A 26,467-nucleotide genomic window follows, 5' to 3' on the forward strand; every position below is an offset into this window, starting at 1 on the left:
GTGCTGGTCACCTCCATATCAGTGACTGAGCGTCTTGATTACCTGATCCACATTGGTTTCCAGCTCCGTCACCGGGTCTGCACCGTCGACATTCAGCACCAGCAATGTCGAGCCGCCTGCCGTGATGGCGGCTTTCACCGCTTCACTCGGCTGGCGATGGTGCAGCACCACGGCCACATCGTTGTCCTTCAATTCAGTACTGAGTGTGTGCAACGCCTCAGGTGTCCACTCGGCATCCGGTCGCGCATCGGTGCTGATCAGTTCCAGGTTCAGGCTGCTGACCAAATACCCAAAGTGATCGCTCAAACTGACCACACTCAGGTTGTCCGCCTTGGCCAGCCGGGCTTCGCTGTCGGCGGTGAGCTTGAGCAGGCGTTGCTTGAGTGCAGCCAGATTGGCGTCGATTTTCACCTTGGCGCCCGGTGCCAGGCGGCTCAGGTCGGTGGACAAGACATCGGCCATGCGCCCCAGGTTACTGCTCGATTGCCATGGTTGGCTGTTCAAACCGTCAGCGACGCCCGGTTGCACGGCGATCCCCGGCAACCCGCCGTCCACGGGGCGTGCGGCATCGACTTCGACAATGCGGATGTTGCTGCGCCGTGCCACGGGGTACAGCGGATCATCTGCCCACAGCGAGCGCAGGCCGATGGCGGCGTCGGCGTCCTGGGCCAGCGCGCTCAGTGCGGAGGCGCCACGGCCGGTGAAGTACGACACCTGGCGCGAGCCCGGCAGGTTGGCCGGGGCTGCGCGCTCAAGCTGCACGTCGGTGCCTTTGAGCAGCACCTCGGCCAGGCCATAAGTGATTGGCAGCGACGCCAGCACCTTGACCGGTTTGGCGGAGTGGGCAGTCGGTTTGACTGCCTCGGCGGCGATCAGCGGCGGAGTGATTAAACAGGCGATGGCCAAGGCGAGAGGCTGAAGAACAGAGCGCATTATCCAAAGTTCCCTTTGAGGCTGGGCACGGTGCCGCGCGCGATGGCGGCAAAAGCGAAAGCGATACCGGCCATCAGGATGATCGCGGCACCGGAAGGAATCGGCAGGTCGAAGATGATCGGCAGCAGGATCCCGCACAGGGTACTGACGGTGGCGATCACCACCGAGACCCAGAAGAAACCTTTGAGCGACTGGCTCAACAGGCGCGCCGCCGCAGCTGGAATCACCAGCAGGGCGCCGACCAGAATCGCGCCGATGACCTTGACTGCCGCGACGGTGATCAGCGTCACCAGAATTACGAACAGATAATCGAGGGTCTTCACCGCCACTCCGCGCACTGCCGCCAGTTGCGGGTTGAAACTGGCGAGCATGATGCGGTTGTACAGCGGCAGCGCCAGAGCCATCACCAGCGAGCCGACAATCGCCAGCACCAGCAGATCGTTACCGTTGACCGTCAACACCGAACCAAACAGCACGTTCTCCAGGATGTGCACGTTGATCTTGCCCGCCAGGATTAGCAGCAGGCTTGCGCCCAGCGCCAGGGACACCGACAGGAACACGCCGATCAAAGTGTCTGGCGCCAGGCCGGTGCGGTTACGCAGGTAATTGAGCAGGATGCCAAACAGCAGGCAGTAACCGAACAGACTGCCGTAGGGGCCGGTGTAGGGTTCGCCGAGCAAAATGCCCACGGCGACGCCGGTCAGCGCAGCATGGCCGACGGCTTCGGAGAAAAACGCGAAGCGCTTGACCACTACCAGCGTGCCCAAGCCGCCGAGCACTGGGCCGATCAGCAAACCGGCGAGCAGGGCATTGACTACAAAACCATAGGCCAGTGCCTCCGGCAGGTAACCGGCAGAGGCCCAGCCCTGGACCATCAGGCGAAACGCTTCATAACTCATTGCGCCGGGCTCCGAGGGTGGGTGGAGAACAGGGTCAGCAGGCGATCCGGGGTGAGCGCCTCCTGTGGTGTGGCGTCGAACAGCACGCGGCGGTTAAGGCCGGTAACGCGGTCGGCCAGACGGCCTACGGCTTCAAGGTCGTGCTCGATCCACAGCACGGTCATGCCGGCGAGGCGCCAGTCACTGAGCAGGCGTTCGAACACCTGGATGCCCGCTTCATCGAGGGCCGACATCGGTTCATCCAGCACCAGCAATTGCGGCGCAGGGATCAAGCCCTGGGCCAGCAGCACGCGTTGGCGTTCACCTCCGGACAGTGCCCCCATGCGCCGCTTGCGTTTGTCCTGCATGCCGACCCGTTCCAGAGCCTCGCCAATCGCCGCGGCGTAATGCTTGGACAAGCCCAGAAACGCCGGGCGCCGCTGGCACATGGCGGCCATGAAATCGTCCACGGTCATCGGCAAACCCCGGTCGAATTCCAGCGCCTGGGGCACATAGCCGATTGTGCCCGGCGTGGTCGGCCACTGCAGGCTCAAGCGACCCTGATGCGGCGTTTGTCCCAGCAGGGTCTTGATCAGCGAGCTCTTGCCGCCGCCGTTGGGGCCGACCAGCGCGTGGATGCTGCCCGGCTGCACCTGGAAACTCACGCCGTCGAGGATCACGGTGCGGCCCAGGGTCAGGGACACCGTGTCGAAGTCGAGTGTCGGGCCGACGCTGGCGACCTTCAGGGATTGTGCCGCCGTCATGCGCCCGACTCCTGAATCGCCCGGACCACCGTGTTGAGGTTGCCGGTCATTTCCACTTCGTACTTTTCAGCGCTGTATTCGCCATAGGAAATATGCGACAGCGGGTACAGCTTGACCCCGGATTCACGCTGGATGGTGTCGACGTAGGTGGAGGGGAAATCCATCTCCGAGAAGATCACCTTCACGTCCAGGGCGCGCATTTCGTCGATGGTCTTTTTCAACTGGCTGGGGCTGGGCTCAATGCCGTGGGCCGGCTCTACCACGGCGGTGACTTCCAGGCCGAATTCACGCAGCAGGTAGTCGTAGGCCGCATGCACAGTGGCGACGCGCAGGTCCGGGTTAGGCGCGCTGGTCAACTTGGCGAGGGCGTCGGCGCGCATCTGGCGCAGGCGTTTGCCATAGGCACGCGCGTTCTGGGTGTAGGTCTTGGCGTTGTCCGGGTCGAGCTTGCCCAGCTCACGGGCGATGTTGTTGACCTGGGCAATCGATGCACTGATCGACAGGAAGGTGTGCGGGTTGACCACCTTGCCCGCACCGCGCGCGGCATTGCCGGTGGCGGCCAGCAACGGCACGTTGGCGTTGGCTTCGATCACCGGGATGTCCGGGCGCTCGCTGGTGGCGATCATACGGTCGGCGAAGTCGTCGTGACCGACGCCATTGAGCACGATCACGTCCAGGGTGCCGATGCGCTTGATGTCTTCGGCGCGCGGCTCGTAGGCGTGTGGGTTGAAACCGGCTGGAATCAGCGGCACCACGTCGGCCTTGTCGCCGACGATATTGGCCACGTAGCTGTAATAAGGGTGCAGGGTGATGCCGATACGCAGGCGTTTAGCCGCTTCGGCGTTGGCCAGCGGGGCGAGTATCAGGCTGAGCAGGCTGACCAGCAACAGGCGCAACAGGGGAGATGAAATAGACATGGGCAATCGGTCTTCTCGTTCAGTGACGGTGCTGGCGGGTAACGCCGGCATCGAATTGCGCGACCACTTGCTGCCAGCCGGCCGCGATCAGCGCCTGGTCAGTGAGGTCGGAGGGGGCGGCCAGGTCTTTGCGGCGGTTGAGCCAGATATCCGGCTCGGTGCCTTGTACGCGCATCAGCAGTGAACCGCTGGTGGTCGGCGCCTGGCTCAACCCGAAGTAGGCCGCAGGCGCCAGTAACTGCCAGCGGTGATCGCCACGGCTGACTGAACTCGCATCCTGGGCGAACGGCGCGAAGCCTTCTTCGGCCAATTGCCCAGGCGTCGGCAGGGCGCTTTGCTCTTGCTGCAGCAAGTGGATTTCATCCAGGGTCACCCGCAAGTCGGCGTAGATGCCTTGCTCGGCGGCGCTCAGGTCGCGGCGGGCGTCCAACTGGTGGCTGGGCACGGCGGCCACTTCCTGGGATTCGCCGTGCAGCGCCACCACCGTGCCGGCGACCGCGAGGATGATCAGGCACAGCAGCAAGACGTAGAGGGTTTCGTGGCCAGCGCCCGCGGGACGTACAACGTGTGTCGTACTCATTGGGACTGGATATCCGCTTGGTCGATTTCAACGACGTGGCCAGGGCCGGCGTCAAACAGCACGTAGAACTCGGCGGATGGCTTCTTGAAGGTCAGGGTCGAATCCTGGCCGAGCTTGCCGGGCACCAGGATGGTTTCGTCGTAGCCGATCACATCCAGGGTCACGCCGGGCGCCCCGCTGCCGTCGGAGAAGCCGCCCTTGCACTGGATCTGCTCGCCGGGGATTTCCTTGCATTCGCACATAGGGTTGTGGGCGAGGGCCACGGTACTTAAACCCGCGCACAGCAACAGCGCGGCGCGGGACAGGTGCTTGATCATCATGGTTTGACTCCTTGCTTGTTCAGCCAGGCAATGGTGGCAGGCGAGGCCTGGCTCAGCGGGATGGAACCCTGGTGCATCGTGCCGTCCCAGCCTTCCATGGTGACCCACAGTTCGGCGTCGGCAGGTGTGCGTTCAGGGACGGGCAGGGCGGCGCCCATGCGGTACGGTGTGCCAAAGAAGATCACCCCGGCCGCGCGCAGGCTGCGTGGCTTGCCGATGCGCAGGTAAGTAGCCTTGACCTGGTCGGCACAGGTGTCGCACAGGGCGGCGTTGAAGAACTTCATCGGGCCGGCCGGGTCCGGGCTTGGGCCCTCATTGCGGAACTCGGCGAGGGTCAGGCTCCAGGGGCCAACCTGTATTTCTCCGGCCACCCGCTCACCGATACCCGCGTCACCGCGAAACAGTGCGGCATCGGCAAAATACTTGGGCATGAAGCCCAGGGGCACCAGCAGTAGCAGAACATTGATATGGAATCGCCATTTCAGCCAGAAAGCCCGCAGGGGAGTCGGCGGTGTCGCTGCGACCTTGCTCATCAGTGGCTCTCCGAAGTTTCAGCCTGCAAGGCCGGGGTGGAAACAGGCTTGCGCTGGGTCTTGGCCTCGCGCTTGAGGGCATTGAGGGTGGCCAAGGCGGTGCGCTTGGTCCATATCAGCAAGCCGCTCAAGACCATCATGCTCAGCACCAGGCCGAAGAACGCCCAGATCAGCTTGATCCACAGTCCGCCAAAATCGCCGGTGTGCAGCGGGCGCATGGATTCGGTGACGAACTCAAGTGCGGTGCGGTCGGACAGGAGGTGCGAGACAGCGATTTCGCCGCTATAGGGGTTGAGTTGGGCGGTTTGGTACATCAGTGGGTACCAGCCGCGGCCGCCGATTTGTAGGTGGCTGTAGGCGTTGAAGGGCATGCGCACGAAGCTCGCTTCCAGGCCAGGGATGCGCTGGGTCGCAATCGTAATGGCTTCATCCAGGGGAATCATCGGTGCCGGCACACCTGCTGCCGAGGACGGTACTTTTTCACGGGCGATCACCGGGACGATGGGCTCGCTGGAAATTGAAATCTGGTTGTCCCCCAGGATCGCCTGGATCAGGAACCAGGTGCCGGTGATGGAAATGACTGCGATAAACCAGATAGACCAAATACCGCTCAGGCGGTGGAAGTCACCCCAGAAGATTCGCGCACCGTGGCGAAACCGCAGGGTTGGTTTGAAAAAACCTTTCCAGAAGCGCTTGTAGACCACCAGCCCGGTAACCAGCGAGGCCAGCAGCGGCAGACCAAGCAACGACACCAGGTACCAGGCCCAGCTGTAGCCATTGGTGAACGGCACCAGCCACCAGCCGTGCAGCGCACGGGTGAACTGACGGAAATTGAACGACGGGCTGATGCCCTGGATCGCGCCGGTGTAAGGGTTGACGTAGACCTCAAGCGAGCGCCCGTCGGGGTAGCTGAGGTCGACACTCAGGGCGAAGTGCGACTCATCTGGGCGGCTGAGCGATTGGACAATCACCTCGGGCTCGGCACGCTTGATGGCGCTGATCACTTGGTCGTAGCTCAACAGTTCGGCGTCATCCGACGGTTTGCTCGCGCGGATATCCGGGTTGGCCAGCCAGACGATTTCCTGGCTGACCACCGCCAGGGTGCCGGTGACGCAGACGATCAGTACAAAGAACCAGATGGGCAACGCCAGCCAGCTATGTACGAGAAACCAGAGTTTGGAGCGTGACTTCTTCGACATGTAAATGAGGGTCTTGATCGGAGGGGGGCGAGGGAGGCCCGGAAAAGGCCAGTCGTAGCTTTTGCTGACGCGACAGGCTGTATCTAAATAAGACGGATGAGAATGAGAAATCCCTAACCCGGATATGAAAGAAAATGTTTCAGATTCACATTCGGTGGTTTTTTACCCGTTTATCGAACACGAAACATGTTCCGAGCTATCACCGAGCAGGCGTTGATAGGGCCGGCGCGCTGCGTAGGATGGGCTTGGCCGTTGAACGGCCCGCCCAAAATGACTGCCAGAACCCTTTACGACAAACACGCGTGGGTGGCGCCGAAGGCTTTCTTGTAGCGCTCGATGCCCTCGGTGGCATTGTCGATGCGCAGGTCCGGCCTTTCACGATAGGCCACGCCAATCAAGGGCTCCGGCGGTTACGACGAGAAAGCTCAACTGGGCTCGAGCAATTGCGCACCAGGCCCGCGCTCACCCAGCAGGTCATCCTGATTGCGCAGCGGGCATGCTTCCAACGACAAGCATCCGCAGCCGATGCAGCCGTTGAGCTTGTCGCGCAGCAGCATCATTTTGTTGATGCGCTCGTCCAGGTCTTCGCGCCACAGTGCCGACAGACGTTCCCAGTCTTTGGCTGTGGGGGTGCGGCCATTTGGCAGCGTCTGTAATGCCTCGCCAATCGTCGCCAGGGGAATCCCCAAGCGCTGGGCGATCTTAATCACCACCACGCGGCGTAATACATCCCGCGGATAGCGCCGCTGATTGCCCGCGTTGCGATTGCTCTGAATCAGCCCCTTGGTTTCGTAGAAGTGCAGGGCCGTGACGGCTACGCCGCTACGGGCGGCCAGTTGGCCGACGGTGAGTTCCTTGGTAATCATGAAAACTCCGATTAAGCGCTTGACCTTGACTTAACTGGAGGTTTTACCCTGCGTGGCATCGAATCGCAAGATTCTGCCTACAGCGGAAGGGGAGTATTCATGCAGGTATCAGAGAAGAATCTCGGCTTCACTCAGCTGATCGAGTTCCATATCGAGCCTCAGCAGCAAGTTGCCCTGGTGGCGGCCTTGTCCACCCAAAGCGAGCGTTTGGCCCAGGGCCATGACGGATTTCTCAGTGCGAGCGTGCAGGTCAGCGATGACGGCCGGCGGGTGCTTAATTACCTGCAATGGACGTCCCGAGCGCACGGTGAGGCAGCGTTCAAGCGTTTTGAGCAGGGTGAGGAAGACTTCTGGACACTGATTCGCGCCCATCAGGCCACGGCGGTGACCTTTGGTTCGTTCCAGGTGCTGCGCAGTTTTGAGCGCAGCCATGACAATGCATTGCACTGCCGTCTATATGGATAAATGCAGCATCCGTTCACCTTGCACGTTCTCCCCCGGCCGACGCTTATTCACCGCCAATTCGCCAATCTTGATCAGGCGTGTGCGCGTGACGTTACGGCTCAGGCCCAGCAGGTTGGCGGTGTGCACCTGGTTGTAATGGCTGAAACGGTAAGCGGCCCGAAGCAGGGCGTCTTCGACCTTTTCATGCAGGGCGCCAGCCTGTTCTTCAAAGAGCTTTTGGAAGGCGCGCTCCAACAAGGCTTCGGCGCTGTTGTCGGTGCCGTGCTGGCTGTCGTCCTGGCGCTCGATGCGCATGTTCGACAGGCGCAAATCATCCCGTTCGATCACGCCGTTACGGCAGATCAGCAGGGTGTGGTGGATGACGTTTTCCAGTTCGCGGATATTGCCCGGCCAGCTGTAGCTCTTGAGTTTTTGTTCGGCTTCGCGACTGATCGTGATCGGGCCGTAGCCCAGGCGTCGGCTGTAAGCCTCGATAAAGTGCCGGGTCAACGGCAGGATATCGCCGGGGCGCTCGCGCAGCGGGCTCAGTTCCAGGCTCACCACGTCGAGTCGGTAGTAGAGGTCTTCGCGGAAATGCCCGGCGTTGATGGCTTTTTCCAACTGCACGTTGGTTGCAGCCAGTACGCGCACATCAATCGGAATGCTCTTGCGCGAACCTAAGCGTACGACTTCGCGTTCCTGTAGGACACGCAGCAATTTGACTTGGATGGCCATCGGTAAATCGCCGATCTCATCAAGGAACAACGTGCCGCCATCGGCTTCTTCGAACCAGCCAGCCTTGGCGCTGAGGGCGCCGGTAAAGGCGCCTTTTTCATGGCCGAACAGTTCGGCCTCCACCAGGGATTCAGAGAAGGCGCCGCAGTTCACCGCCACGAACGGGCGGTTGCGCCGCGCGCTGAGGTTATGAATGTGGCGCGCCACCAGCTCTTTACCGGTCCCGGTTTCGCCGATGATCAGCACGCTGGCTTCGCTGGGCGCCACTTGCTGGATATGGTCGAGCAGCGCCTGGGATTTCGGGTCTTCGAAGACCTGGGCCGTGGCGCGAATCGAGGTCGCAAGGGCGGGCGAGGGCGGTAGGGTTAGAAGCTGCATGGGCACCTCTTTTTTATGAGTAGAACGTAGGAATCGGCAGGGATTGGTTCAACGCCCAGTCCCCCAGTTCATGGAGCTTGTAGTCCACCGGGTCATGCAGGGTTTGCGTGCGCAGGTTGCGCCAGTGGCGATCCAGGCGCAGGGAGGCATGGGTTGAACGCGCGCCGGTGACTTCAAACAGACGGCTGCACAGATCCAGGCCTTGGCGGGTGGCGGCGACCTTGGCGGTGGCGATGGCAATTGCCAGTTGGCCGCGCTCGTGTTCGCTGAGGTTTGGCCCTTTGGCCCAGGCTTGGTCCAGTAGCTCGGCGGCTCGCTCCACCAGCAGGCGCACGCCTTGGAGGGCCACCCAGAACTCGCCGTAGTGGTGGAGCACGTAAGGATCCTGGCGCACGTCCTCGGCCGAGGATTTGTGCCAGGCACGGGTTTCGGTGAGGGTGTAGGTGCGTGCTTCTTCGAATGCGCCTTCGGCAATGCCGAGAAACATATGGGTAAAGGTCAACTGTGCGATCAGCGGGCGCAGGCAGGCGAACGGTGTGCTCAGCGGGCCTGGGTCGAGCAGCAATTCCGACTCTTCGACGCGCACCCGTTCGAAGCTGGCGCTGCCGCTGTCGGTCTGGCGTTGGCCGATATTGTTCCAGTCATTGTGCAGAGTGATGCCGCTGCGCCCACTGGGGATGGCGGCAATCAGCAGTTTGCCGCCGGCATTTTCATCCACCGCCGAGGCGATCAGCATTTCCGAGTCGCTGGCGCCGGAGCAGAAGCTCTTTTTGCCGGAGAATTCGCGCCAGCCGCCGAAGTCCTTGACCACGGTGCGCGTGTCCAATGGATTGAGGGCGTTGCCCCAGAACCAGTTCTTGCGCGCGGTTTGTTCGAACCAGGGTTGCCATTGGTCCGGGCGTGAAAACAGGCGCACGGTGGCCAGCATCAGGTGATGAAAGCCGAAGACGTGGGCGATGGAGCTGTCGACCTTGGCGAATTCGCGCACGATGCCCAAGGTGTCGCTCCAGCGGGCGCCGAGGCCGCCGTATTGGGTGGGAATGCTCAGGGCCAGCAGGCCGCTGTGGCGCAGGGCGTCACGCTCGGTTTTGGGTGTGCCGCCGCGCTCGTCGCGTTCGACGGCGCTGAGGGCGAATTCGGCGGCCAGCAGTTTGGCGGTCTGCAGGGGAGATGGCAGGACGCTGTGGGGTTTGGCTGTCACGGGTTTTCCTCTTTATTGGCAGCAGCGGCCCGGGCCGGTGCCGCCGCTGCGCCGATCAGGCCTTGGCCGGCAGTACATCGTTGGCAATCATTTCGCCGAACGGGCCGGTGAGGTTGGTGATACCGCGTCCAGCGAGGCTGGCGTAGGGTTCCGGCAGCAGCGGGAACACCAGTTCGGCGAAGCGATAGGCCTCTTCCAAATGCGGATAGCCGGAGAAGATGAAGCTCTCGATGCCCAGGTCGGCGTATTCCTTAATGCGTTCGGCCACTTGTTGCGGGTTGCCCACCAACGCGGTACCGGCACCGCCGCGCACCAGGCCGACACCGGCCCACAGGTTGGGCGCGATTTCCAGGTTGTCGCGGCGCCCGTCGTGGAGGGCGGCCATGCGGCGCTGACCTTCGGAGTCAAAGCGTGAGAAGGATTTTTGCGCGGCGGCGATGGTGTCGTCGCTGATGTGCTCGATCAGTTTGTCGGCGGCTTTCCAGGCGTCTTCTTCGGTTTCGCGCACGATCACATGCAGACGAATGCCAAACTTCACCGTACGCCCGTGGCGCGCGGCGCGCTCACGCACATCGGCGAGTTTTTCCGCGACGGCGGCGGGCGGCTCGCCCCACGTCAGATACACATCCACCTGTTCGGCGGCGAGGTCGTGGGCGGCGTCGGAGGATCCACCGAAGTACAACGGTGGGTAAGGCTTCTGCACCGGTGGGTACAGCGCCTTGGCGTTTTGCACGCGCAGGTGTTTGCCTTCGAAATCTACCGATTCACCCTGCAATACGCGGCGCCATATCCGTAGGAATTCGTCGGAGACTTCGTAACGTTCAGCGTGGTCGAGGAAGCTGCCGTCGCCACGGTTTTCGTCGGGGTCGCCACCGGTCACTACGTTGATCAGCAGACGGCCGTTGGACAGGCGATCCAGGGTGGCGGCCATGCGTGCAGATACAGTCGGCGAAATGATGCCGGGACGAATGGCCACCAGGTAACGCAGGCGTTCTGTCAGCGGTACCAGCGCCGAGGCGATGACCCAGGAGTCTTCACACGAGCGGCCGGTAGGAATCAACACACCGTAGTAACCCAGGTTGTCAGCCGCCTGGGCGACTTGCTTCAGATAATTGAGCGTGACGGGCCGGGCACCTTGGGTGGTGCCCAGGTAATGACCGTCGCCATGTGTCGGCAGAAACCAGAAAACATCCATGACCAATCCTTAAGCGATTTTCAGCAGAGAAGGGGAGTGCGCTGCAAACAAGGGTGCAGCACGTTCTGCCGCAAGGCGTATCCGGCCCTTCAGGGGCTCACTGGTTATTTGGTAGTCGGTGAAGTCGGCTTCGGTGGCGTACACACCGATCGGCAGGGTCAGGGCCTGGAAGAAGGCGAACAGCGGGCGCAGTTGATGATCGAGGACCAGCGCGTGGCGTTCGCTACCACCGGTGGCGGCGAGCAGCACCGGGGTGTTGACCAGGGCGTTGAGACCGACCAGATCGAACAGGTGCTTGAGCAGGCCAGGGTAGGAACCGCGATAGACCGGCGCGGCGACGATCAGCAGGTCGGCCTGTTCGATGGCCAACAGTTGGGCTTCGACTTCGGCGGGCAATTCATCGCGCGACAGTGTACCGCCCAGTGGCCGGGCAATGTCGCCCAGTTCGATCAGTGTGGTCTGGATTGGCAGGAGGGTGGCCAATTCGGCCAGAACGGCTTGGGTCAACACCAGGGTGCGCGACGGGCGCCAGGTTCCGCCGGAGAGGGCAACGACATTCAGTGGACGGGTCATGAACAGTTCCTTTTTCAACAGTGGTTCATAGCAAGTGAGGTGCAAAGTGTTGAGCAAGAGCTGTACCAACGGCTGCAGGCCTTGATTGGCTTGGGCTGTGGCTCACTGCTGAAAAATGTTGCTGTTGCCTGCCTGGTGATTTGTTGAATGGCTGTTGCCTGGGCAACAGTTGCTTGGCGAACAGTGCCTGGCAGAATTGGAGCTAGTTATAGAGGGTTACTGTTATTCCGTAAATGAACGTATTTCCATATTTATAGATCATGAAGAAATATATGAGGGGCTATCGGAGGGTGCTTCGGCGGTTGATAGCGACTATCACGGACGGTGATTTTTCACCGAATGACGTCGGGAGTAGCCTGTGTTCATTGACTCGAAACCTCCTTTGCAGAGCCGCCGCCATGAACCGATTCCTCTCCGTTTGCTTATTGATTGTCAGCGCCGTACTCGCCGGCTGTGCGAGCCATCCATCGCCAGAATTACGTCCCTACTCTGCCGAAGAGACCAAGCAATTGGCTCTTGAAGCGCTGAGTCGTCGAGGCTTGTCGTTCGATGAATATCAACAGCAGCGTGCGGCACTGACCGGTCAGCCACAGAAGTCCTTCGGCTTTGATCGCCAAGGTGAAATGAATGCCGAGCGCGACGTCGTACTTCATGGTCGTCCCAGTTGATCGCGTTCTGCGCAGCAAAAAGCCCGAGGCGCCCTTTAAGGACCTCGGGCTTTTTGTTTTCCATGGCGCGACTTCAGCCTGTTAAGCTGAATTTCAGGAGCGTTCCTACGCACATTTACTTAAAGTTGTCCTTCTTTAATGGCATTCGATCCGGTAGACATGACGACCTCTGTTCCGGCCGATGCTCCTGAGACGCCGATCTCGGGAACCTGCTTTGCGAGTCTTAACTGTCATGAATAAACGTCCTTTGTATTTCGACTACGCCGCCACCACCCCGGTGGACGAGCGGGTCATCCAGGTGATGGTCGAGTGCCTGGGCTTCAACGCCAATTTCGGTAACCCCGCGTCCAGTTCCCACGCTTACGGCCAGGCGGCCCGGCAAACGGTTGAACAGGCGCGTCGCCAGGTGGCCGAGTTGGTGGGCGCACAGCCTGAGCAGATCGTCTGGACCTCCGGCGCCACTGAATCCAACAACCTCGCCATCAAAGGCGTGTTCCAGGCGCGGGGTGTGGCCGGTGGTCATATCATCACCAGCCAGATCGAGCATAAGGCCACGCTGGACACCGCGCGACAGTTGCAGGAAGCCGGCGTAGCCGTGACCTATCTGGTACCCGACTCCGACGGTTTGATCAGCGTCGACGCGGTCAGTGAGGCGTTGCGCGAAGACACCTTCCTGGTTTCGCTGATGCTGGTGAATAACGAACTTGGCACCCTGAATGACATCCCCGGCATCGGCGCGCGGGTGCGTGAACACGGCGCGCTGCTGCATGTGGACGCGGCTCAGGGAGCAGGCAAGGTGGCGATCGATCTGGCGCAATGGCCGGTGGATTTGATGTCGTTTTCTGCGCACAAGTTGTACGGCCCCAAGGGTATCGGCGCGCTGTACGTCGGGCCTCGGGCGCAACAGAAGGTGTTGGCCCAGATTCATGGCGGCGGACACGAGGGCGGCTTGCGCTCCGGCACGTTGGCGACCCACCAGATTGCAGGGATGGGCACGGCATTTGCGCTGGCAGCGCAGTCGTTCACCGAAGAGAAAGCGGTGATCGTTGCGTTGCGGCAACGCCTGCTGGATCAGTTGGCTTCGATCGCCGGTGTACGCCTCAATGGCAGTGCCACGCAACGTATTCCCCACACACTGAGCCTTACGTTCGGCGAAGGTGAATTCAATGCCGCGGCATTGAGCGCCGGTATCGCTTTTTCCGCGACGTCGGCCTGCAATTCTGCGAGCAATGCACCGTCCCACGTGTTGCTTGCCCTTGGCCATGACGCCCGCTCGGCCGGCCGCACCATTCGCTTGAGTCTGGGTAGGTTCACCACCGAGCATGACATTGACCAAGCGGTGCTATTGATCAAGGCCGCATTGGCCAGCGCACCGGCCTTCTGGTCCGTCTGATTTTCACATAACAATTATTAGTGGTTAGCAGGAGACACAATGAGCACGCAGCCTTTGACCCATGGAACGGTTCCCCAGCGCCTGGCGCGCACCCGCGAACTGATGAGCCGCGAGGGCATCCACGCCCTGTTGGTGCCGTCGGCTGACCCGCATTTGTCCGAATACTTGCCGGGTTACTGGCAGGGCCGCCAATGGTTATCGGGTTTCCATGGCTCGATGGGGACGCTGATTGTCACCGCAGATTTCGCCGGCGTGTGGGCCGACAGCCGTTACTGGGAACAAGCGACCAAGGAGCTCAAGGGCAGCGGCATCGAGCTAGTAAAACTGCAGCCGGGCCAACCTGGACCACTGGAGTGGTTGGCCGAGCAAACTCCGGAAGGCGGTGTGGTGGCGGTGGACGGTGCAGTGATGGCGGTCGCTTCGGCGCGCACCTTGAGCGCCAAGCTGGCAGAACGTGGCGCGCGCTTGCGTACCGATATCGACGTGCTCGATACGGTTTGGACAGACCGTCCAAGCCTGCCGAACCAGCCGATTTATGCGCATCTGCCACCGCAAGCGACCGTTAGTCGTGGCGAGAAGCTCGCTGCACTGCGCGCCAGTTTGAAAGAGAAGGGCGCCGACTGGCACTTTATCGCGACCCTGGACGACATCGCCTGGTTGTTCAACCTGCGTGGCGGCGACGTTTCATTTAACCCGGTGTTTGTATCGTTTGCGCTGATCAGTCAACAGCAGGCCACGTTGTTCGTGGCGCTGAGTAAAGTCGACGCGGATCTGCGTGCTGTGCTTGAACAGGATGGCGTGGCGTTGCGCGATTACAGCGAGGTCGCGGATGCCTTGCGTGCAGTGCCGTCGGGTGCAGGTTTGCACGTCGACCCTGCCCGCGTAACCGCCGGCTTGCTGGAAAGCCTGGATGCTGGCGTCAAGTTGATCGAAGGGCTGAATCCGACCACATTGGCCAAATCACGCAAGAGTCAGGCAGACGCCGAGCACATCCGCAGGGCCATGGAGCAGGATGGTGCCGCTCTGTGCGAATTCTTCGCCTGGCTGGACAGTGCGCTGGGCCGTGAGCGCATCACGGAGTTGACCATTGATGAACACCTGACCGCAGCCCGTACCCGTCGCCCCGACTATGTGTCGCTGAGTTTCAACACTATTGCCGCCTTTAACGCCAATGGCGCAATGCCCCATTACCACGCCACCGAGGAAGAGCATGCGGTGATCGAAGGTGATGGCTTGCTGCTGATCGACTCGGGTGGCCAGTACTTGGGCGGCACAACGGATATCACACGCATGGTGCCTATCGGTACGCCGAGTGAGGAGCAGAAACGAGACTGCACCCGGGTGCTGAAGGGCGTTATTGCGCTGTCCCGTGCGCATTTCCCGAGGGGGATTCTATCGCCGTTGCTGGATTCCATTGCCCGCGCGCCGATATGGGCTGAAGGTGTGGACTACGGCCACGGTACTGGGCACGGCGTAGGTTATTTCCTCAATGTGCATGAAGGTCCACAAGTGATTGCTTATCAGGCCGCCGCCGCTCCGCAAACGGCGATGCAGCCGGGTATGATCACTTCCATTGAGCCGGGTACGTACCGGCCGGGGCGTTGGGGTGTGCGTATCGAGAACCTGGTGCTGAACCGCGAAGCGGGCAAGACCGAGTTTGGTGAGTTTCTGTCGTTTGAAACCCTGACGCTTTGCCCGATCGACACGCGTTGTCTTGAGCCGTCGCTGCTCACCACGGATGAGCGCGCGTGGCTCAACGCGTATCACGCGCAGGTGCGTGAGCGCTTGAGCTCGTTGCTGAGCGGCGCGGGGCTAGAGTGGTTGCAACTGCGTACGGCAGCTATCTGATCTGAAGCAAACGCCGCCTGCGATCTGCTTGCAAGCGGCGTTCAAGGATGAGTGTTAATCGAGAGCTGATTGGGCACGATGAGCAGTCGAGGATGACTGCTCGGGGGCGATTACTTACAGATAACGATCATGCTGCGGCTGGTGTACCCGGCAGGATTGATGCCAAAGGGATAGTCCCCGGGTTCCTCGGAATTGTCACCGGACTTGGCGATGACCCGATACCCCTTGGTGCCGCAAGAGTTGGTTGCACTGGTGTAGCACTGGTCCCAAGAGGAGGACAGGCCGGAACAGTTGATATGCAGTCCTCTTTTTCCCCGTTTTACTTCTGTCTTGGTAGTCGCGGCACAGCCAGCAATGGCTACGACCATTAACACTATCAAAATTCGCTTCATTCCCATCCTTAATAGCCACTTCCCAATACTTGAAGCCGGCTCTACTCGCTCTCGAGTGTAGTGTTCGCGCTGTCCTTGTCGAAAAACTCCATGAATGACATTCGTTTAGCGCTTAAACATGGCCTAAATGAGCGGCAAATGCCAGAGGTACATTCAAAGATGATTCAATCCGCTGGAACCAGTGGTTTCGAGTCATTGCGCATCGTCAGCGTCGCGCCTACCGAGGCCAGGATAATGCAGGTAATGGCCAGCCATTGTGCCAGTGATAAGTACTCTTGCAGGAAGAGCAGGCCTGAGAGCGCGCCGAATACGGGTTCGATGCTCATGAGGGTGCCAAAGGTTCGTGCAGGGAGGCGCGTCAGCGCTACCATCTCCAGGGTGTAGGGTAGGGCAGTGGACAGAATGGCGACGCCGATGGCTATTGGAATCAGCGCAGGCGTCAACAAGGCACTGCCAGCGTGGACGATGCCAATGGGCGCGACAAACAGTGCTGCGATCATCACCCCAAGAGCGGCGGTCTGGACGCCGTTGTCGTTACCTGCTTTCTGTCCGAACAGAATGTAGAGTGCCCAGCAGACTCCCGCTCCTAATGCATAGGCTGCGCCAACTAAGTCGATACCATTGCTCGCTTCTCCCATGGGGATCAATAGAAGCAGGCCGACGATTGCGAGGGCAATCCACAGGAAGTCCACCGCCCGGCGCGACGCGTAGATGGCCACTGCAAGAGGTCCCGTGAATTCTAGGGCTACGGCGATGCCCAGGGGCACGCTGCGCAGTGACATATAGAAGAGGAAATTCATGCCGCCCAGGGCCATTCCGTAGATGACCACGGTGCGCAGGGACTTGGCGGTCAGCTTGGCGCGCCATGGTCGCAATATGAGCAGCATAATCACACTGGCGAAAATTAGGCGCAGGGTTGTAGTGCCTTGTGCGCCTACAATCGGGAACATGCTCTTGGCCAACGAGGCTCCTGACTGGATGGAAGCCATGGCGATCAGCAGCAGGCCGACAGGAAACAATGCCGAGGCCAGGCTGCGGGGAGAGGTGGTCATTGGGATGTACGTCCGATGTCATATTTGAGTAGCAGAGGCTGCTATGATGCTTAACTACTTGGAATTGAGCAATATATTGCTCAGTGTTATGCGGGTGGCTGTCTATATATAGAAGGACATGAAGGTTGGTGGGCGACTTGATAGAAAAAACAAATTAAAGGTTGACGTAAAATTCTGGGAGCCTATAATTCGCCCCACTTCCGGCGCAGTCGAAACGGAAAACTCCTTGGTAAACAATGAGTTACGCGGTTTTCGGCAGTAAGTTGCTTCAGTTCATCGAAGCTAAAAGGAAGTTGAAAAAGAGGTGTTGACAGCAGCGTGTAACGCTGTAGAATTCGCCTCCCGCTGATGAGAGATCAGAAGCGCAAGTGGTTGAAGTTGTTGAAGAAATCTTCGAAAGCTTCTGAAAATAATCACTTGACAGCAAATGAGGCTGCTGTAGAATGCGCGCCTCGGTTGAGACGAAAGATCTTAACCAACCGCTCTTTAACAACTGAATCAAGCAATTCGTGTGGGTGCTTGTGGAGTCAGACTGATAGTCAACAAGATTATCAGCATCACAAGTTACTCCGCGAGAAATCAAAGATGTAACCAACGATTGCTGAGCCAAGTTTAGGGTTTCTTAAAAACCCAAAGATGTTTGAACTGAAGAGTTTGATCATGGCTCAGATTGAACGCTGGCGGCAGGCCTAACACATGCAAGTCGAGCGGTAGAGAGAAGCTTGCTTCTCTTGAGAGCGGCGGACGGGTGAGTAATGCCTAGGAATCTGCCTGGTAGTGGGGGATAACGTTCGGAAACGGACGCTAATACCGCATACGTCCTACGGGAGAAAGCAGGGGACCTTCGGGCCTTGCGCTATCAGATGAGCCTAGGTCGGATTAGCTAGTTGGTGAGGTAATGGCTCACCAAGGCAACGATCCGTAACTGGTCTGAGAGGATGATCAGTCACACTGGAACTGAGACACGGTCCAGACTCCTACGGGAGGCAGCAGTGGGGAATATTGGACAATGGGCGAAAGCCTGATCCAGCCATGCCGCGTGTGTGAAGAAGGTCTTCGGATTGTAAAGCACTTTAAGTTGGGAGGAAGGGCAGTTACCTAATACGTGATTGTTTTGACGTTACCGACAGAATAAGCACCGGCTAACTCTGTGCCAGCAGCCGCGGTAATACAGAGGGTGCAAGCGTTAATCGGAATTACTGGGCGTAAAGCGCGCGTAGGTGGTTTGTTAAGTTGGATGTGAAATCCCCGGGCTCAACCTGGGAACTGCATTCAAAACTGACTGACTAGAGTATGGTAGAGGGTGGTGGAATTTCCTGTGTAGCGGTGAAATGCGTAGATATAGGAAGGAACACCAGTGGCGAAGGCGACCACCTGGACTGATACTGACACTGAGGTGCGAAAGCGTGGGGAGCAAACAGGATTAGATACCCTGGTAGTCCACGCCGTAAACGATGTCAACTAGCCGTTGGGAGCCTTGAGCTCTTAGTGGCGCAGCTAACGCATTAAGTTGACCGCCTGGGGAGTACGGCCGCAAGGTTAAAACTCAAATGAATTGACGGGGGCCCGCACAAGCGGTGGAGCATGTGGTTTAATTCGAAGCAACGCGAAGAACCTTACCAGGCCTTGACATCCAATGAACTTTCTAGAGATAGATTGGTGCCTTCGGGAACATTGAGACAGGTGCTGCATGGCTGTCGTCAGCTCGTGTCGTGAGATGTTGGGTTAAGTCCCGTAACGAGCGCAACCCTTGTCCTTAGTTACCAGCACGTAATGGTGGGCACTCTAAGGAGACTGCCGGTGACAAACCGGAGGAAGGTGGGGATGACGTCAAGTCATCATGGCCCTTACGGCCTGGGCTACACACGTGCTACAATGGTCGGTACAGAGGGTTGCCAAGCCGCGAGGTGGAGCTAATCCCATAAAACCGATCGTAGTCCGGATCGCAGTCTGCAACTCGACTGCGTGAAGTCGGAATCGCTAGTAATCGCGAATCAGAATGTCGCGGTGAATACGTTCCCGGGCCTTGTACACACCGCCCGTCACACCATGGGAGTGGGTTGCACCAGAAGTAGCTAGTCTAACCTTCGGGAGGACGGTTACCACGGTGTGATTCATGACTGGGGTGAAGTCGTAACAAGGTAGCCGTAGGGGAACCTGCGGCTGGATCACCTCCTTAATCGACGACATCAGCTGCTCCATAAGTTCCCACACGAATTGCTTGATTCATTGAAGAAGACGATAAAGAAGCAGCCCGAAATTGGGTCTGTAGCTCAGTTGGTTAGAGCGCACCCCTGATAAGGGTGAGGTCGGCAGTTCGAATCTGCCCAGACCCACCAATTTTGTGTGGGAAACGCCTGTAGAAATACGGGGCCATAGCTCAGCTGGGAGAGCGCCTGCCTTGCACGCAGGAGGTCAACGGTTCGATCCCGTTTGGCTCCACCACTACTGCTTCTGTTTGTTGAAAGCTTAGAAATGAGCATTCCATTGTGATGATGGTGAATGTTGATTTCTAGTCTTTGATTAGATCGTTCTTTAAAAATTTGGGTATGTGATAGAAAGATAGACTGAACGTTACTTTCACTGGTAACGGATCAGGCTAAGGTAAAATTTGTGAGTGGCTCGAAAGAGCCGAATCGAATTTTCGGCGAATGTTGTCTTCACAGTATAACCAGATTGCTTGGGGTTATATGGTCAAGTGAAGAAGCGCATACGGTGGATGCCTTGGCAGTCAGAGGCGATGAAAGACGTGGTAGCCTGCGAAAAGCTTCGGGGAGTCGGCAAACAGACTTTGATCCGGAGATGTCTGAATGGGGGAACCCAGCCATCATAAGATGGTTATCTTACGCTGAATACATAGGCGTAAGAGGCGAACCAGGGGAACTGAAACATCTAAGTACCCTGAGGAAAAGAAATCAACCGAGATTCCCTTAGTAGTGGCGAGCGAACGGGGACTAGCCCTTAAGTGGCTTTGAGATTAGCGGAACGCTCTGGAAAGTGCGGCCATAGTGGGTGATAGCCCTGTACGCGAAAATCTCTTAGTCATGAAATCGAGTAGGACGGAGCACGAGAAACTTTGTCTGAATATGGGGGGACCATCCTCCAAGGCTAAATACTACTGACTGACCGATAGTGAACTAGTACCGTGAGGGAAAGGCGAAAAGAACCCCGGAGAGGGGAGTGAAATAGATCCTGAAACCGTATGCGTACAAGCAGTGGGAGCCCACTTTGTTGGGTGACTGCGTACCTTTTGTATAATGGGTCAGCGACTTATTTTCAGTGGCGAGCTTAACCGAATAGGGGAGGCGTAGCGAAAGCGAGTCTTAATAGGGCGTCTAGTCGCTGGGAATAGACCCGAAACCGGGCGATCTATCCATGGGCAGGTTGAAGGTTGGGTAACACTAACTGGAGGACCGAACCGACTACCGTTGAAAAGTTAGCGGATGACCTGTGGATCGGAGTGAAAGGCTAATCAAGCTCGGAGATAGCTGGTTCTCCTCGAAAGCTATTTAGGTAGCGCCTCATGTATCACTGTAGGGGGTAGAGCACTGTTTCGGCTAGGGGGTCATCCCGACTTACCAAACCGATGCAAACTCCGAATACCTACAAGTGCCGAGCATGGGAGACACACGGCGGGTGCTAACGTCCGTCGTGAAAAGGGAAACAACCCAGACCGTCAGCTAAGGTCCCAAAGTTATGGTTAAGTGGGAAACGATGTGGGAAGGCTTAGACAGCTAGGAGGTTGGCTTAGAAGCAGCCACCCTTTAAAGAAAGCGTAATAGCTCACTAGTCGAGTCGGCCTGCGCGGAAGATGTAACGGGGCTCAAACCATACACCGAAGCTACGGGTATCACGTAAGTGATGCGGTAGAGGAGCGTTCTGTAAGCCTGTGAAGGTGAGTTGAGAAGCTTGCTGGAGGTATCAGAAGTGCGAATGCTGACATGAGTAACGACAATGGGTGTGAAAAACACCCACGCCGAAAGACCAAGGTTTCCTGCGCAACGTTAATCGACGCAGGGTTAGTCGGTCCCTAAGGCGAGGCTGAAAAGCGTAGTCGATGGAAAACAGGTTAATATTCCTGTACTTCTGGTTATTGCGATGGAGGGACGGAGAAGGCTAGGCCAGCTTGGCGTTGGTTGTCCAAGTTTAAGGTGGTAGGCTGAGATCTTAGGTAAATCCGGGATCTTAAGGCCGAGAGCTGATGACGAGTTAACTTTTAGTTAACGAAGTGGTTGATGCCATGCTTCCAAGAAAAGCTTCTAAGCTTCAGGTAACCAGGAACCGTACCCCAAACCGACACAGGTGGTTGGGTAGAGAATACCAAGGCGCTTGAGAGAACTCGGGTGAAGGAACTAGGCAAAATGGCACCGTAACTTCGGGAGAAGGTGCGCCGGTGAGGGTGAAGGACTTGCTCCGTAAGCTCATGCCGGTCGAAGATACCAGGCCGCTGCGACTGTTTATTAAAAACACAGCACTCTGCAAACACGAAAGTGGACGTATAGGGTGTGACGCCTGCCCGGTGCCGGAAGGTTAATTGATGGGGTTAGCTAACGCGAAGCTCTTGATCGAAGCCCCGGTAAACGGCGGCCGTAACTATAACGGTCCTAAGGTAGCGAAATTCCTTGTCGGGTAAGTTCCGACCTGCACGAATGGCGTAACGATGGCGGCGCTGTCTCCACCCGAGACTCAGTGAAATTGAAATCGCTGTGAAGATGCAGTGTATCCGCGGCTAGACGGAAAGACCCCGTGAACCTTTACTATAGCTTTGCACTGGACTTTGAATTTGCTTGTGTAGGATAGGTGGGAGGCTTTGAAGCGTGGACGCCAGTCTGCGTGGAGCCAACCTTGAAATACCACCCTGGCAACTTTGAGGTTCTAACTCAGGTCCGTTATCCGGATCGAGGACAGTGTATGGTGGGTAGTTTGACTGGGGCGGTCTCCTCCTAAAGAGTAACGGAGGAGTACGAAGGTGCGCTCAGACCGGTCGGAAATCGGTCGTAGAGTATAAAGGCAAAAGCGCGCTTGACTGCGAGACAGACACGTCGAGCAGGTACGAAAGTAGGTCTTAGTGATCCGGTGGTTCTGTATGGAAGGGCCATCGCTCAACGGATAAAAGGTACTCCGGGGATAACAGGCTGATACCGCCCAAGAGTTCATATCGACGGCGGTGTTTGGCACCTCGATGTCGGCTCATCACATCCTGGGGCTGAAGCCGGTCCCAAGGGTATGGCTGTTCGCCATTTAAAGTGGTACGCGAGCTGGGTTTAGAACGTCGTGAGACAGTTCGGTCCCTATCTGCCGTGGACGTTTGAGATTTGAGAGGGGCTGCTCCTAGTACGAGAGGACCGGAGTGGACGAACCTCTGGTGTTCCGGTTGTCACGCCAGTGGCATTGCCGGGTAGCTATGTTCGGAATAGATAACCGCTGAAAGCATCTAAGCGGGAAACTAGCCTCAAGATGAGATCTCACTGGAACCTTGAGTTCCCTGAAGGGCCGTCGAAGACTACGACGTTGATAGGTTGGGTGTGTAAGCGCTGTGAGGCGTTGAGCTAACCAATACTAATTGCCCGTGAGGCTTGACCATATAACACCCAAGCAATTTGCTTGCTTCGAGCTGAAAAGCGAAAGAGCACCAGATTGCGGTGTGTGAAGACGAAATGAACCGAAAGTTCGACTCTTGCAAACACCGAAAGCTATCACATACCCAATTTGCTGAAGCGAGGCCAGCTGGCCACGACTCAGTACCCGAATTTCTTGACGACCATAGAGCATTGGAACCACCTGATCCCATCCCGAACTCAGTAGTGAAACGATGCATCGCCGATGGTAGTGTGGGGTTTCCCCATGTGAGAGTAGGTCATCGTCAAGATTAAATTCCGAAACCCCATTTGCGAAAGCAGATGGGGTTTTGTTTTGGGCGGGCGGAAAGTGCGAAGAGGTCCACGACAAATTTGCACAGTTATTTCTGAACCAGACCACTAGAATAGGCACCTAACCTTTTTTAGAGCCAGAGCCCTACTATGCCCGATCCGGTTGATGCCCTTGAGGTGTCGGATTTACCACTGGACGATCTAGTGGCATGCCATGAGTGTGACTTGCTGATGCGCAAACCCGTGCTCGCCCTCGGCGAAAAAGCGCAATGTCCGCGCTGCGGCTACGAGCTGTACGCTCATCGCCACAATGTCGTCGAACGTAGCCTCGCGCTGGTTCTCGCGGCGCTGTTGCTGTACATCCCCGCGAACTTTCTTCCCATCATGAAGCTCAATCTACTCGGGCAGTCCTCAGAGGACACCGTCTGGAGTGGCGTAGTTGGCTTGTTCGACACCGGCATGCAGGGCGTCGCAGCTGTAGTGTTTCTATGCAGCATGGGCATTCCCTTGCTCAAGTTGCTTTGCCAATTGGCGGTGCTGCTCAGTATTCGTTGGAAAATCGGGCGTAGTTACGGCCTGCTGCTGTACCGCATCTACCACCACATGAAAGATTGGGGAATGTTGGAGGTCTACCTGATGGGCGTACTGGTAGCTATCGTAAAACTTGCCGACATGGCCTCCATCACGATTGGCCTGGGTTTGGTCTGCTTCGTCAGTCTATTAATGGTTCAGGTTCTGCTTGAGGTGGTGATGTCGCCGCATCAGATCTGGCAAGCACTGTCAGGGGAAGATGATCATGCGGGCGATTGATGCGGGCATTCTGATCTGTACCGAATGCCACGAGTTAAACAAGCAGCAAGCAGATACCGATGAGCAAATTTGCACGCGTTGCGGTGCGCTGATCCATGCCCGCCGTCCCAACAGCCTTACCCGCACCTGGGCATTGCTGATCACTGCCGCAATTCTATATATCCCCGCCAACCTGCTGCCAATCATGACCATCAACTCATTGGGCCAGGGAGACCCCAGCACCATTATGGCTGGCGTGATCCAACTGGTGCAGCACGGTATGTTTCCCATCGCCGCCGTGGTATTTATCGCCAGTATTCTGGTGCCGACATTCAAGCTGGTTGGCATTGGCCTGCTACTGTTCTCGGTGCAGCGTCACCAGCCGCTCTCTGCACAACAACGCATTGTGATGTACCGCTTTATCGAATTCATTGGGCGCTGGTCCATGTTGGATATCTTCGTGATCGCCATCCTGGTGGCGGTCGTAAACTTTGGACGGCTTGCCAGCGTCGAGGCCAACCTCGGCGCAGCGGCGTTCGCCAGTGTGGTGATCTTGACGATGCTTGCCGCTGTAACTTTTGATCCCCGACTGATTTGGGATAACACGGAGTCGGACGACGACCATGAGTGAATTGCCTAAAGCTAAAACCCGCCCAGCCTCCAACTGGTCGGCCATTTGGGTGTTCCCCCTGATTGCTCTGATCATCGGCGGCTGGCTGGGATGGCGTGCCTATTCCCAACAGGGCATCGAGATCCAAGTGCGCTTCGAAAGTGGCGAAGGCATTCAGGTCAACAAGACTGAAGTGGTCTATAAGGGCATGCCCGTGGGCAAGGTCAAAGCCTTGGCTTTGGATGACGAGGGCAACAATCGCGGGGTGATCGCCACCATCGAGATGAATAAGGACGTCGATCAATACCTCAAGACCAACACGCGCTTCTGGCTGGTCAAACCCAGCGTCAGCCTCGCCGGCATCACCGGCTTGGAAACCCTGGTCTCGGGTAACTACATCGCCGCCAGCCCTGGCGATGGTGAGCCCACACGTAAATTCAAAGCGCTCTCTGAAGAGCCCCCGTTATCCGACGCCAAGCCCGGTCTGCACTTGACCATCAAGGCTGATCGTCTCGGCTCGCTGAACCGTGGCAGCCCAGTCTTCTACAAGCAAATCCAAGTCGGCCAGGTCAAAAGCTACCTGTTGTCCGAAGATCAAAGTACCGTTGAAATCAAGGTCTACATCGAGCCGACTTACGCCAACCTGGTGCGCAAACACACGCGTTTCTGGAACGCCAGCGGCATCAGCATCGACGCTAACCTTTCCGGTGTAAAAGTGCGCAGCGAGTCTCTTTCCAGCATCGTCGCGGGTGGTATCGCCTTCGCCACGCCGGAGAACCGCAAAGACAGCCCCCCGACCGACCCAAGCCTGCCTTTCCGTCTGTATGAAGACTTCGACGCCGCCGCTGCTGGTATCAGGGTGAAGGTCAAGCTCACCGACTTCGAAGGCCTGCAGGCTGGGCGTACGCCGGTGATGTACAAAGGCATCCAGGTGGGTAGTCTGAAAACCCTGAAGATCGACCCGGACCTCTCCAGCGCCAATGCCGAGTTGACTCTCGATCCGTTGGCCGAAGATTACCTGGTGCAGGACACCCAATTCTGGGTTGTGAAACCGTCCATCTCCCTGGCAGGCATCACCGGTCTGGAAGCGTTGGTAAAAGGTAACTACATCGCCATCCGCCCTGGCGATAAGGGCAGCGCCCCGCAGCGCGAATACGTTGCCCGCGCCAAAGCGCCGCCACTGGACCTGCGTTCACCGGGCCTGCACATGGTGCTGTTCACCGATAACCTCGGCTCCCTGGATGTTGGCAGCCCGATCCTCTACAAGCAGGTCAAGGTCGGTTCGGTGCAGAGCTACCAGTTCTCGCGCAAGAACAAGCAACTGGTGATTGGCGTTCACATCGAGAAGGAATACGAAAACCTGGTCAATGGCTCCACGCGCTTTTGGAATGCCAGCGGCGTTACCCTGACCGGCGGCCTCACCGGCGGCATCCAGGTCAAGAGTGAATCTCTGGCCAGCCTGATGGCCGGTGGTATCGCCTTCGAAACCCCCCAGCCAAACGTGCCGCTGAAAAAACGTATTCCGCGTTTCCGTTTGTTCGCTGACCGTGAAGCCGCCAATCAGCATGGCACGCTGGTGACCATCAAGGTCGACCGCGCCGACGGCCTGCGCCCGGGCACTGCCGTACGTTTCAAAGGCCTTGATGTCGGCAAGATCGAGAGTGTCGACCTGAGTGCCGATATGCAGTCGGTGCTCCTCAGCGCCCGCATCACTCAGGTGGCAGACCGCATCGCGCGTGCAGGTAGCCAGTTCTGGGTGGTCAAGCCGGAACTGGGCCTGATGAAAACCTCCAACCTGGAAACCCTGGTCACTGGCCAATACATCGAAGTGCAACCAGCGGTAAAAAGCTCCGGTCCGCAAAAAAGCTTTGTCGCCTTGGACCAGCCGCCTGAAGCTGTCCGACGAGAAGACGGTTTGAGCCTCACGCTCAGCGCCGCACGTCGTGGCTCGTTGAAGGAAGGTGTCCCCGTTACCTACCGCGAAGTTACCGTGGGCAAAGTCACTGGCTACGAATTGGGCCAAACCGCTGACCGTGTGCTGATCCACATCCTGATCGAGCCCAAGTACGCATCGCTGGTGCGCGGTGGCAGTCGTTTCTGGAATACCAGTGGCTTCGGTCTAGACTTCGGCCTGTTCAAAGGCGCCACCGTGCGCACCGAATCCCTTGAGACGCTGGTTTCCGGCGGTATCGCCTTCGCCACGCCAGACGGCGAGCGCATGGGCAACGCTGCACGGCCGCAGCAAACCTTTCCGCTGTTCGACAAGGTTGAGGACGAATGGCTGACCTGGGCGCCTAAAATTCCGCTCGGCAAGTAGGTCCGATAGCGC

22 protein-coding genes, 2 tRNA genes and 3 rRNA genes are annotated in these 26,467 nt (G+C 58.1%); 12 read left to right on the forward strand and 15 right to left on the reverse strand.

All coding sequences use genetic code 11. The annotated features are described in order from the left end of the window. Positions 1–18: 18 nt before the first annotated feature. The 9 genes from BW43_RS17955 to soxR all read right to left on the reverse strand — a co-directional run bounded on the left by BW43_RS17955 (position 19) and on the right by soxR (position 6,990). The gene (locus tag BW43_RS17955) at positions 19–933 is read right to left on the reverse strand and encodes a metal ABC transporter solute-binding protein, Zn/Mn family (RefSeq protein WP_032886009.1); all 915 of its coding nucleotides are present in this window, start codon (positions 931–933) and stop codon (positions 19–21) included. Beyond that, positions 933–1,832: a metal ABC transporter permease gene (locus tag BW43_RS17950; RefSeq protein ID WP_032886010.1), complete on the reverse strand. Its 900-nt coding sequence runs from the start codon at positions 1,830–1,832 to the stop codon at positions 933–935. Before BW43_RS17950 ends, BW43_RS17955 begins: the two co-directional genes overlap by 1 nt. After that, on the reverse strand, positions 1,829–2,575 hold the full coding sequence (locus BW43_RS17945) for a metal ABC transporter ATP-binding protein (RefSeq protein WP_032886012.1): 747 nt from the start codon (positions 2,573–2,575) through the stop codon (positions 1,829–1,831). Before BW43_RS17945 ends, BW43_RS17950 begins: the two co-directional genes overlap by 4 nt. Further along, positions 2,572–3,492 carry a metal ABC transporter substrate-binding protein gene (locus BW43_RS17940; RefSeq protein ID WP_032886013.1) on the reverse strand — a complete coding sequence of 307 codons (921 nt, stop codon included), beginning with the start codon at positions 3,490–3,492 and terminating at the stop codon, positions 2,572–2,574. Before BW43_RS17940 ends, BW43_RS17945 begins: the two co-directional genes overlap by 4 nt. Before the next feature lie 19 nt (positions 3,493–3,511). Next, entirely contained in the window at positions 3,512–4,072 is a 561-nt protein-coding gene (locus BW43_RS17935) for a DUF6162 family protein (protein ID WP_032886014.1), read from the reverse strand. Further along, a complete protein-coding gene (locus tag BW43_RS17930) occupies positions 4,069–4,392 on the reverse strand; it encodes a hypothetical protein (protein WP_032886016.1) in 324 nt (107 codons plus the stop codon). Before BW43_RS17930 ends, BW43_RS17935 begins: the two co-directional genes overlap by 4 nt. Continuing rightward, the gene (locus BW43_RS17925) at positions 4,389–4,925 is read right to left on the reverse strand and encodes a hypothetical protein (protein ID WP_032886017.1); all 537 of its coding nucleotides are present in this window, start codon (positions 4,923–4,925) and stop codon (positions 4,389–4,391) included. Before BW43_RS17925 ends, BW43_RS17930 begins: the two co-directional genes overlap by 4 nt. Further along, positions 4,925–6,124 (reverse strand): PepSY domain-containing protein, encoded by a 1,200-nt coding sequence (locus BW43_RS17920; protein WP_032886018.1) that lies wholly within the window; start codon positions 6,122–6,124, stop codon positions 4,925–4,927. The genes BW43_RS17925 and BW43_RS17920 overlap by 1 nt, the downstream gene beginning before the upstream one ends. Positions 6,125–6,549: 425 nt before the next feature. Further along, a complete protein-coding gene (soxR, locus tag BW43_RS17915) occupies positions 6,550–6,990 on the reverse strand; it encodes a redox-sensitive transcriptional activator SoxR (protein WP_032886019.1) in 441 nt (146 codons plus the stop codon). 99 nt (positions 6,991–7,089) lie between these two features. On the opposite strand from soxR, the gene BW43_RS17910 reads away from it, so the two are divergent. Further along, positions 7,090–7,455, forward strand: coding sequence for an antibiotic biosynthesis monooxygenase (locus BW43_RS17910; RefSeq protein WP_032886020.1), 366 nt, complete (start codon positions 7,090–7,092; stop codon positions 7,453–7,455). Here the strand turns inward: BW43_RS17910 and BW43_RS17905 are convergent. The 4 genes from BW43_RS17905 to msuE are packed head-to-tail and all read right to left on the reverse strand — an operon-like array spanning position 7,444 to position 11,516. Further along, entirely contained in the window at positions 7,444–8,547 is a 1,104-nt protein-coding gene (locus BW43_RS17905) for a sigma-54-dependent Fis family transcriptional regulator (RefSeq protein ID WP_032886021.1), read from the reverse strand. The genes BW43_RS17910 and BW43_RS17905 overlap by 12 nt on opposite strands. A gap of 13 nt (positions 8,548–8,560) precedes the next feature. Next, on the reverse strand, positions 8,561–9,748 hold the full coding sequence (locus BW43_RS17900; protein ID WP_032886022.1) for an acyl-CoA dehydrogenase family protein: 1,188 nt from the start codon (positions 9,746–9,748) through the stop codon (positions 8,561–8,563). A 55-nt stretch (positions 9,749–9,803) separates the two neighbouring features. Next, positions 9,804–10,943 (reverse strand): FMNH2-dependent alkanesulfonate monooxygenase, encoded by a 1,140-nt coding sequence (gene ssuD, locus BW43_RS17895; protein ID WP_032886023.1) that lies wholly within the window; start codon positions 10,941–10,943, stop codon positions 9,804–9,806. 9 nt (positions 10,944–10,952) lie between these two features. Then, the gene (msuE, locus tag BW43_RS17890) at positions 10,953–11,516 is read right to left on the reverse strand and encodes an FMN reductase (protein ID WP_032886477.1); all 564 of its coding nucleotides are present in this window, start codon (positions 11,514–11,516) and stop codon (positions 10,953–10,955) included. A 398-nt stretch (positions 11,517–11,914) separates the two neighbouring features. Here msuE and BW43_RS28275 point away from each other — a divergent pair, with 398 nt between their 5' ends. The 3 genes from BW43_RS28275 (at position 11,915) to BW43_RS17880 (ending at position 15,425) form a co-directional block, all read left to right on the forward strand. Continuing rightward, on the forward strand, positions 11,915–12,184 hold the full coding sequence (locus tag BW43_RS28275; RefSeq protein ID WP_081797672.1) for a hypothetical protein: 270 nt from the start codon (positions 11,915–11,917) through the stop codon (positions 12,182–12,184). Between the two features lie 232 nt (positions 12,185–12,416). After that, on the forward strand, positions 12,417–13,577 hold the full coding sequence (locus BW43_RS17885) for a cysteine desulfurase family protein (RefSeq protein WP_032886024.1): 1,161 nt from the start codon (positions 12,417–12,419) through the stop codon (positions 13,575–13,577). Positions 13,578–13,616: 39 nt separating this feature from the next. Next, the gene (locus BW43_RS17880) at positions 13,617–15,425 is read left to right on the forward strand and encodes an aminopeptidase P family protein (protein WP_032886025.1); all 1,809 of its coding nucleotides are present in this window, start codon (positions 13,617–13,619) and stop codon (positions 15,423–15,425) included. Between the two features lie 110 nt (positions 15,426–15,535). Here the strand turns inward: BW43_RS17880 and BW43_RS17875 are convergent, their stop codons facing one another. Beyond that, the gene (locus BW43_RS17875) at positions 15,536–15,817 is read right to left on the reverse strand and encodes a hypothetical protein (RefSeq protein WP_032886026.1); all 282 of its coding nucleotides are present in this window, start codon (positions 15,815–15,817) and stop codon (positions 15,536–15,538) included. 164 nt (positions 15,818–15,981) lie between these two features. Next, positions 15,982–16,869, reverse strand: coding sequence for a threonine/homoserine exporter RhtA (rhtA, locus tag BW43_RS17870; protein WP_032886027.1), 888 nt, complete (start codon positions 16,867–16,869; stop codon positions 15,982–15,984). A gap of 642 nt (positions 16,870–17,511) precedes the next feature. Here rhtA and BW43_RS17865 point away from each other — a divergent pair. The 8 genes from BW43_RS17865 to BW43_RS17830 all read left to right on the forward strand — a co-directional run bounded on the left by BW43_RS17865 (position 17,512) and on the right by BW43_RS17830 (position 26,455). Then, a 16S ribosomal RNA gene (locus tag BW43_RS17865) occupies positions 17,512–19,048 on the forward strand. An 83-nt stretch (positions 19,049–19,131) separates the two neighbouring features. Continuing rightward, positions 19,132–19,208 (forward strand) — tRNA-Ile (locus tag BW43_RS17860). Between the two features lie 30 nt (positions 19,209–19,238). Next, positions 19,239–19,314 (forward strand) — tRNA-Ala (locus BW43_RS17855). A 247-nt stretch (positions 19,315–19,561) separates the two neighbouring features. Beyond that, positions 19,562–22,453: ribosomal RNA gene (locus tag BW43_RS17850) — 23S ribosomal RNA — on the forward strand. Between the two features lie 169 nt (positions 22,454–22,622). Next, positions 22,623–22,738: ribosomal RNA gene (gene rrf, locus BW43_RS17845) — 5S ribosomal RNA — on the forward strand. Together the 16S, 23S and 5S rRNA genes with 2 tRNA genes alongside form the textbook arrangement of a ribosomal RNA operon. Positions 22,739–22,889: 151 nt before the next feature. Then, on the forward strand, positions 22,890–23,549 hold the full coding sequence (locus BW43_RS17840) for a paraquat-inducible protein A (RefSeq protein ID WP_032886028.1): 660 nt from the start codon (positions 22,890–22,892) through the stop codon (positions 23,547–23,549). Continuing rightward, on the forward strand, positions 23,536–24,159 hold the full coding sequence (locus tag BW43_RS17835) for a paraquat-inducible protein A (protein WP_032886029.1): 624 nt from the start codon (positions 23,536–23,538) through the stop codon (positions 24,157–24,159). Before BW43_RS17840 ends, BW43_RS17835 begins: the two co-directional genes overlap by 14 nt. Continuing rightward, entirely contained in the window at positions 24,152–26,455 is a 2,304-nt protein-coding gene (locus BW43_RS17830) for a PqiB family protein (protein WP_032886030.1), read from the forward strand. The genes BW43_RS17835 and BW43_RS17830 overlap by 8 nt, the downstream gene beginning before the upstream one ends. Positions 26,456–26,467: the final 12 nt, after the last annotated feature.

This window comes from Pseudomonas sp. RIT357 (assembly GCF_000632245.1).
Classification (GTDB): domain Bacteria; phylum Pseudomonadota; class Gammaproteobacteria; order Pseudomonadales; family Pseudomonadaceae; genus Aquipseudomonas; species Aquipseudomonas sivasensis.

Excerpts from the sequence above, each read along its gene's own strand:
- BW43_RS17950 (WP_032886010.1), bottom strand. The coding sequence starts at position 1,832 with ATGAGTTATGAAGCGTTTCGCCTGATGGTCCAGGGCTGGGCCTCTGCC.
- BW43_RS17940 (WP_032886013.1), bottom strand. The coding sequence starts at position 3,492 with ATGTCTATTTCATCTCCCCTGTTGCGCCTGTTGCTGGTCAGCCTGCTC.
- BW43_RS17830 (WP_032886030.1), top strand. The coding sequence starts at position 24,152 with ATGAGTGAATTGCCTAAAGCTAAAACCCGCCCAGCCTCCAACTGGTCG.
- BW43_RS17935 (WP_032886014.1), bottom strand. The coding sequence starts at position 4,072 with ATGAGTACGACACACGTTGTACGTCCCGCGGGCGCTGGCCACGAAACC.
- BW43_RS17840 (WP_032886028.1), top strand. The coding sequence starts at position 22,890 with ATGCCCGATCCGGTTGATGCCCTTGAGGTGTCGGATTTACCACTGGAC.
- BW43_RS17910 (WP_032886020.1), top strand. The coding sequence starts at position 7,090 with ATGCAGGTATCAGAGAAGAATCTCGGCTTCACTCAGCTGATCGAGTTC.
- soxR (WP_032886019.1), bottom strand. The coding sequence starts at position 6,990 with ATGATTACCAAGGAACTCACCGTCGGCCAACTGGCCGCCCGTAGCGGC.
- BW43_RS17885 (WP_032886024.1), top strand. The coding sequence starts at position 12,417 with ATGAATAAACGTCCTTTGTATTTCGACTACGCCGCCACCACCCCGGTG.
- BW43_RS17905 (WP_032886021.1), bottom strand. The coding sequence starts at position 8,547 with ATGCAGCTTCTAACCCTACCGCCCTCGCCCGCCCTTGCGACCTCGATT.
- BW43_RS28275 (WP_081797672.1), top strand. The coding sequence starts at position 11,915 with ATGAACCGATTCCTCTCCGTTTGCTTATTGATTGTCAGCGCCGTACTC.
- msuE (WP_032886477.1), bottom strand. The coding sequence starts at position 11,516 with ATGACCCGTCCACTGAATGTCGTTGCCCTCTCCGGCGGAACCTGGCGC.
- BW43_RS17930 (WP_032886016.1), bottom strand. The coding sequence starts at position 4,392 with ATGATGATCAAGCACCTGTCCCGCGCCGCGCTGTTGCTGTGCGCGGGT.
- BW43_RS17925 (WP_032886017.1), bottom strand. The coding sequence starts at position 4,925 with ATGAGCAAGGTCGCAGCGACACCGCCGACTCCCCTGCGGGCTTTCTGG.
- BW43_RS17880 (WP_032886025.1), top strand. The coding sequence starts at position 13,617 with ATGAGCACGCAGCCTTTGACCCATGGAACGGTTCCCCAGCGCCTGGCG.
- BW43_RS17875 (WP_032886026.1), bottom strand. The coding sequence starts at position 15,817 with ATGAAGCGAATTTTGATAGTGTTAATGGTCGTAGCCATTGCTGGCTGT.
- rhtA (WP_032886027.1), bottom strand. The coding sequence starts at position 16,869 with ATGACCACCTCTCCCCGCAGCCTGGCCTCGGCATTGTTTCCTGTCGGC.
- BW43_RS17955 (WP_032886009.1), bottom strand. The coding sequence starts at position 933 with ATGCGCTCTGTTCTTCAGCCTCTCGCCTTGGCCATCGCCTGTTTAATC.
- BW43_RS17835 (WP_032886029.1), top strand. The coding sequence starts at position 23,536 with ATGCGGGCGATTGATGCGGGCATTCTGATCTGTACCGAATGCCACGAG.
- BW43_RS17945 (WP_032886012.1), bottom strand. The coding sequence starts at position 2,575 with ATGACGGCGGCACAATCCCTGAAGGTCGCCAGCGTCGGCCCGACACTC.
- BW43_RS17920 (WP_032886018.1), bottom strand. The coding sequence starts at position 6,124 with ATGTCGAAGAAGTCACGCTCCAAACTCTGGTTTCTCGTACATAGCTGG.
- ssuD (WP_032886023.1), bottom strand. The coding sequence starts at position 10,943 with ATGGATGTTTTCTGGTTTCTGCCGACACATGGCGACGGTCATTACCTG.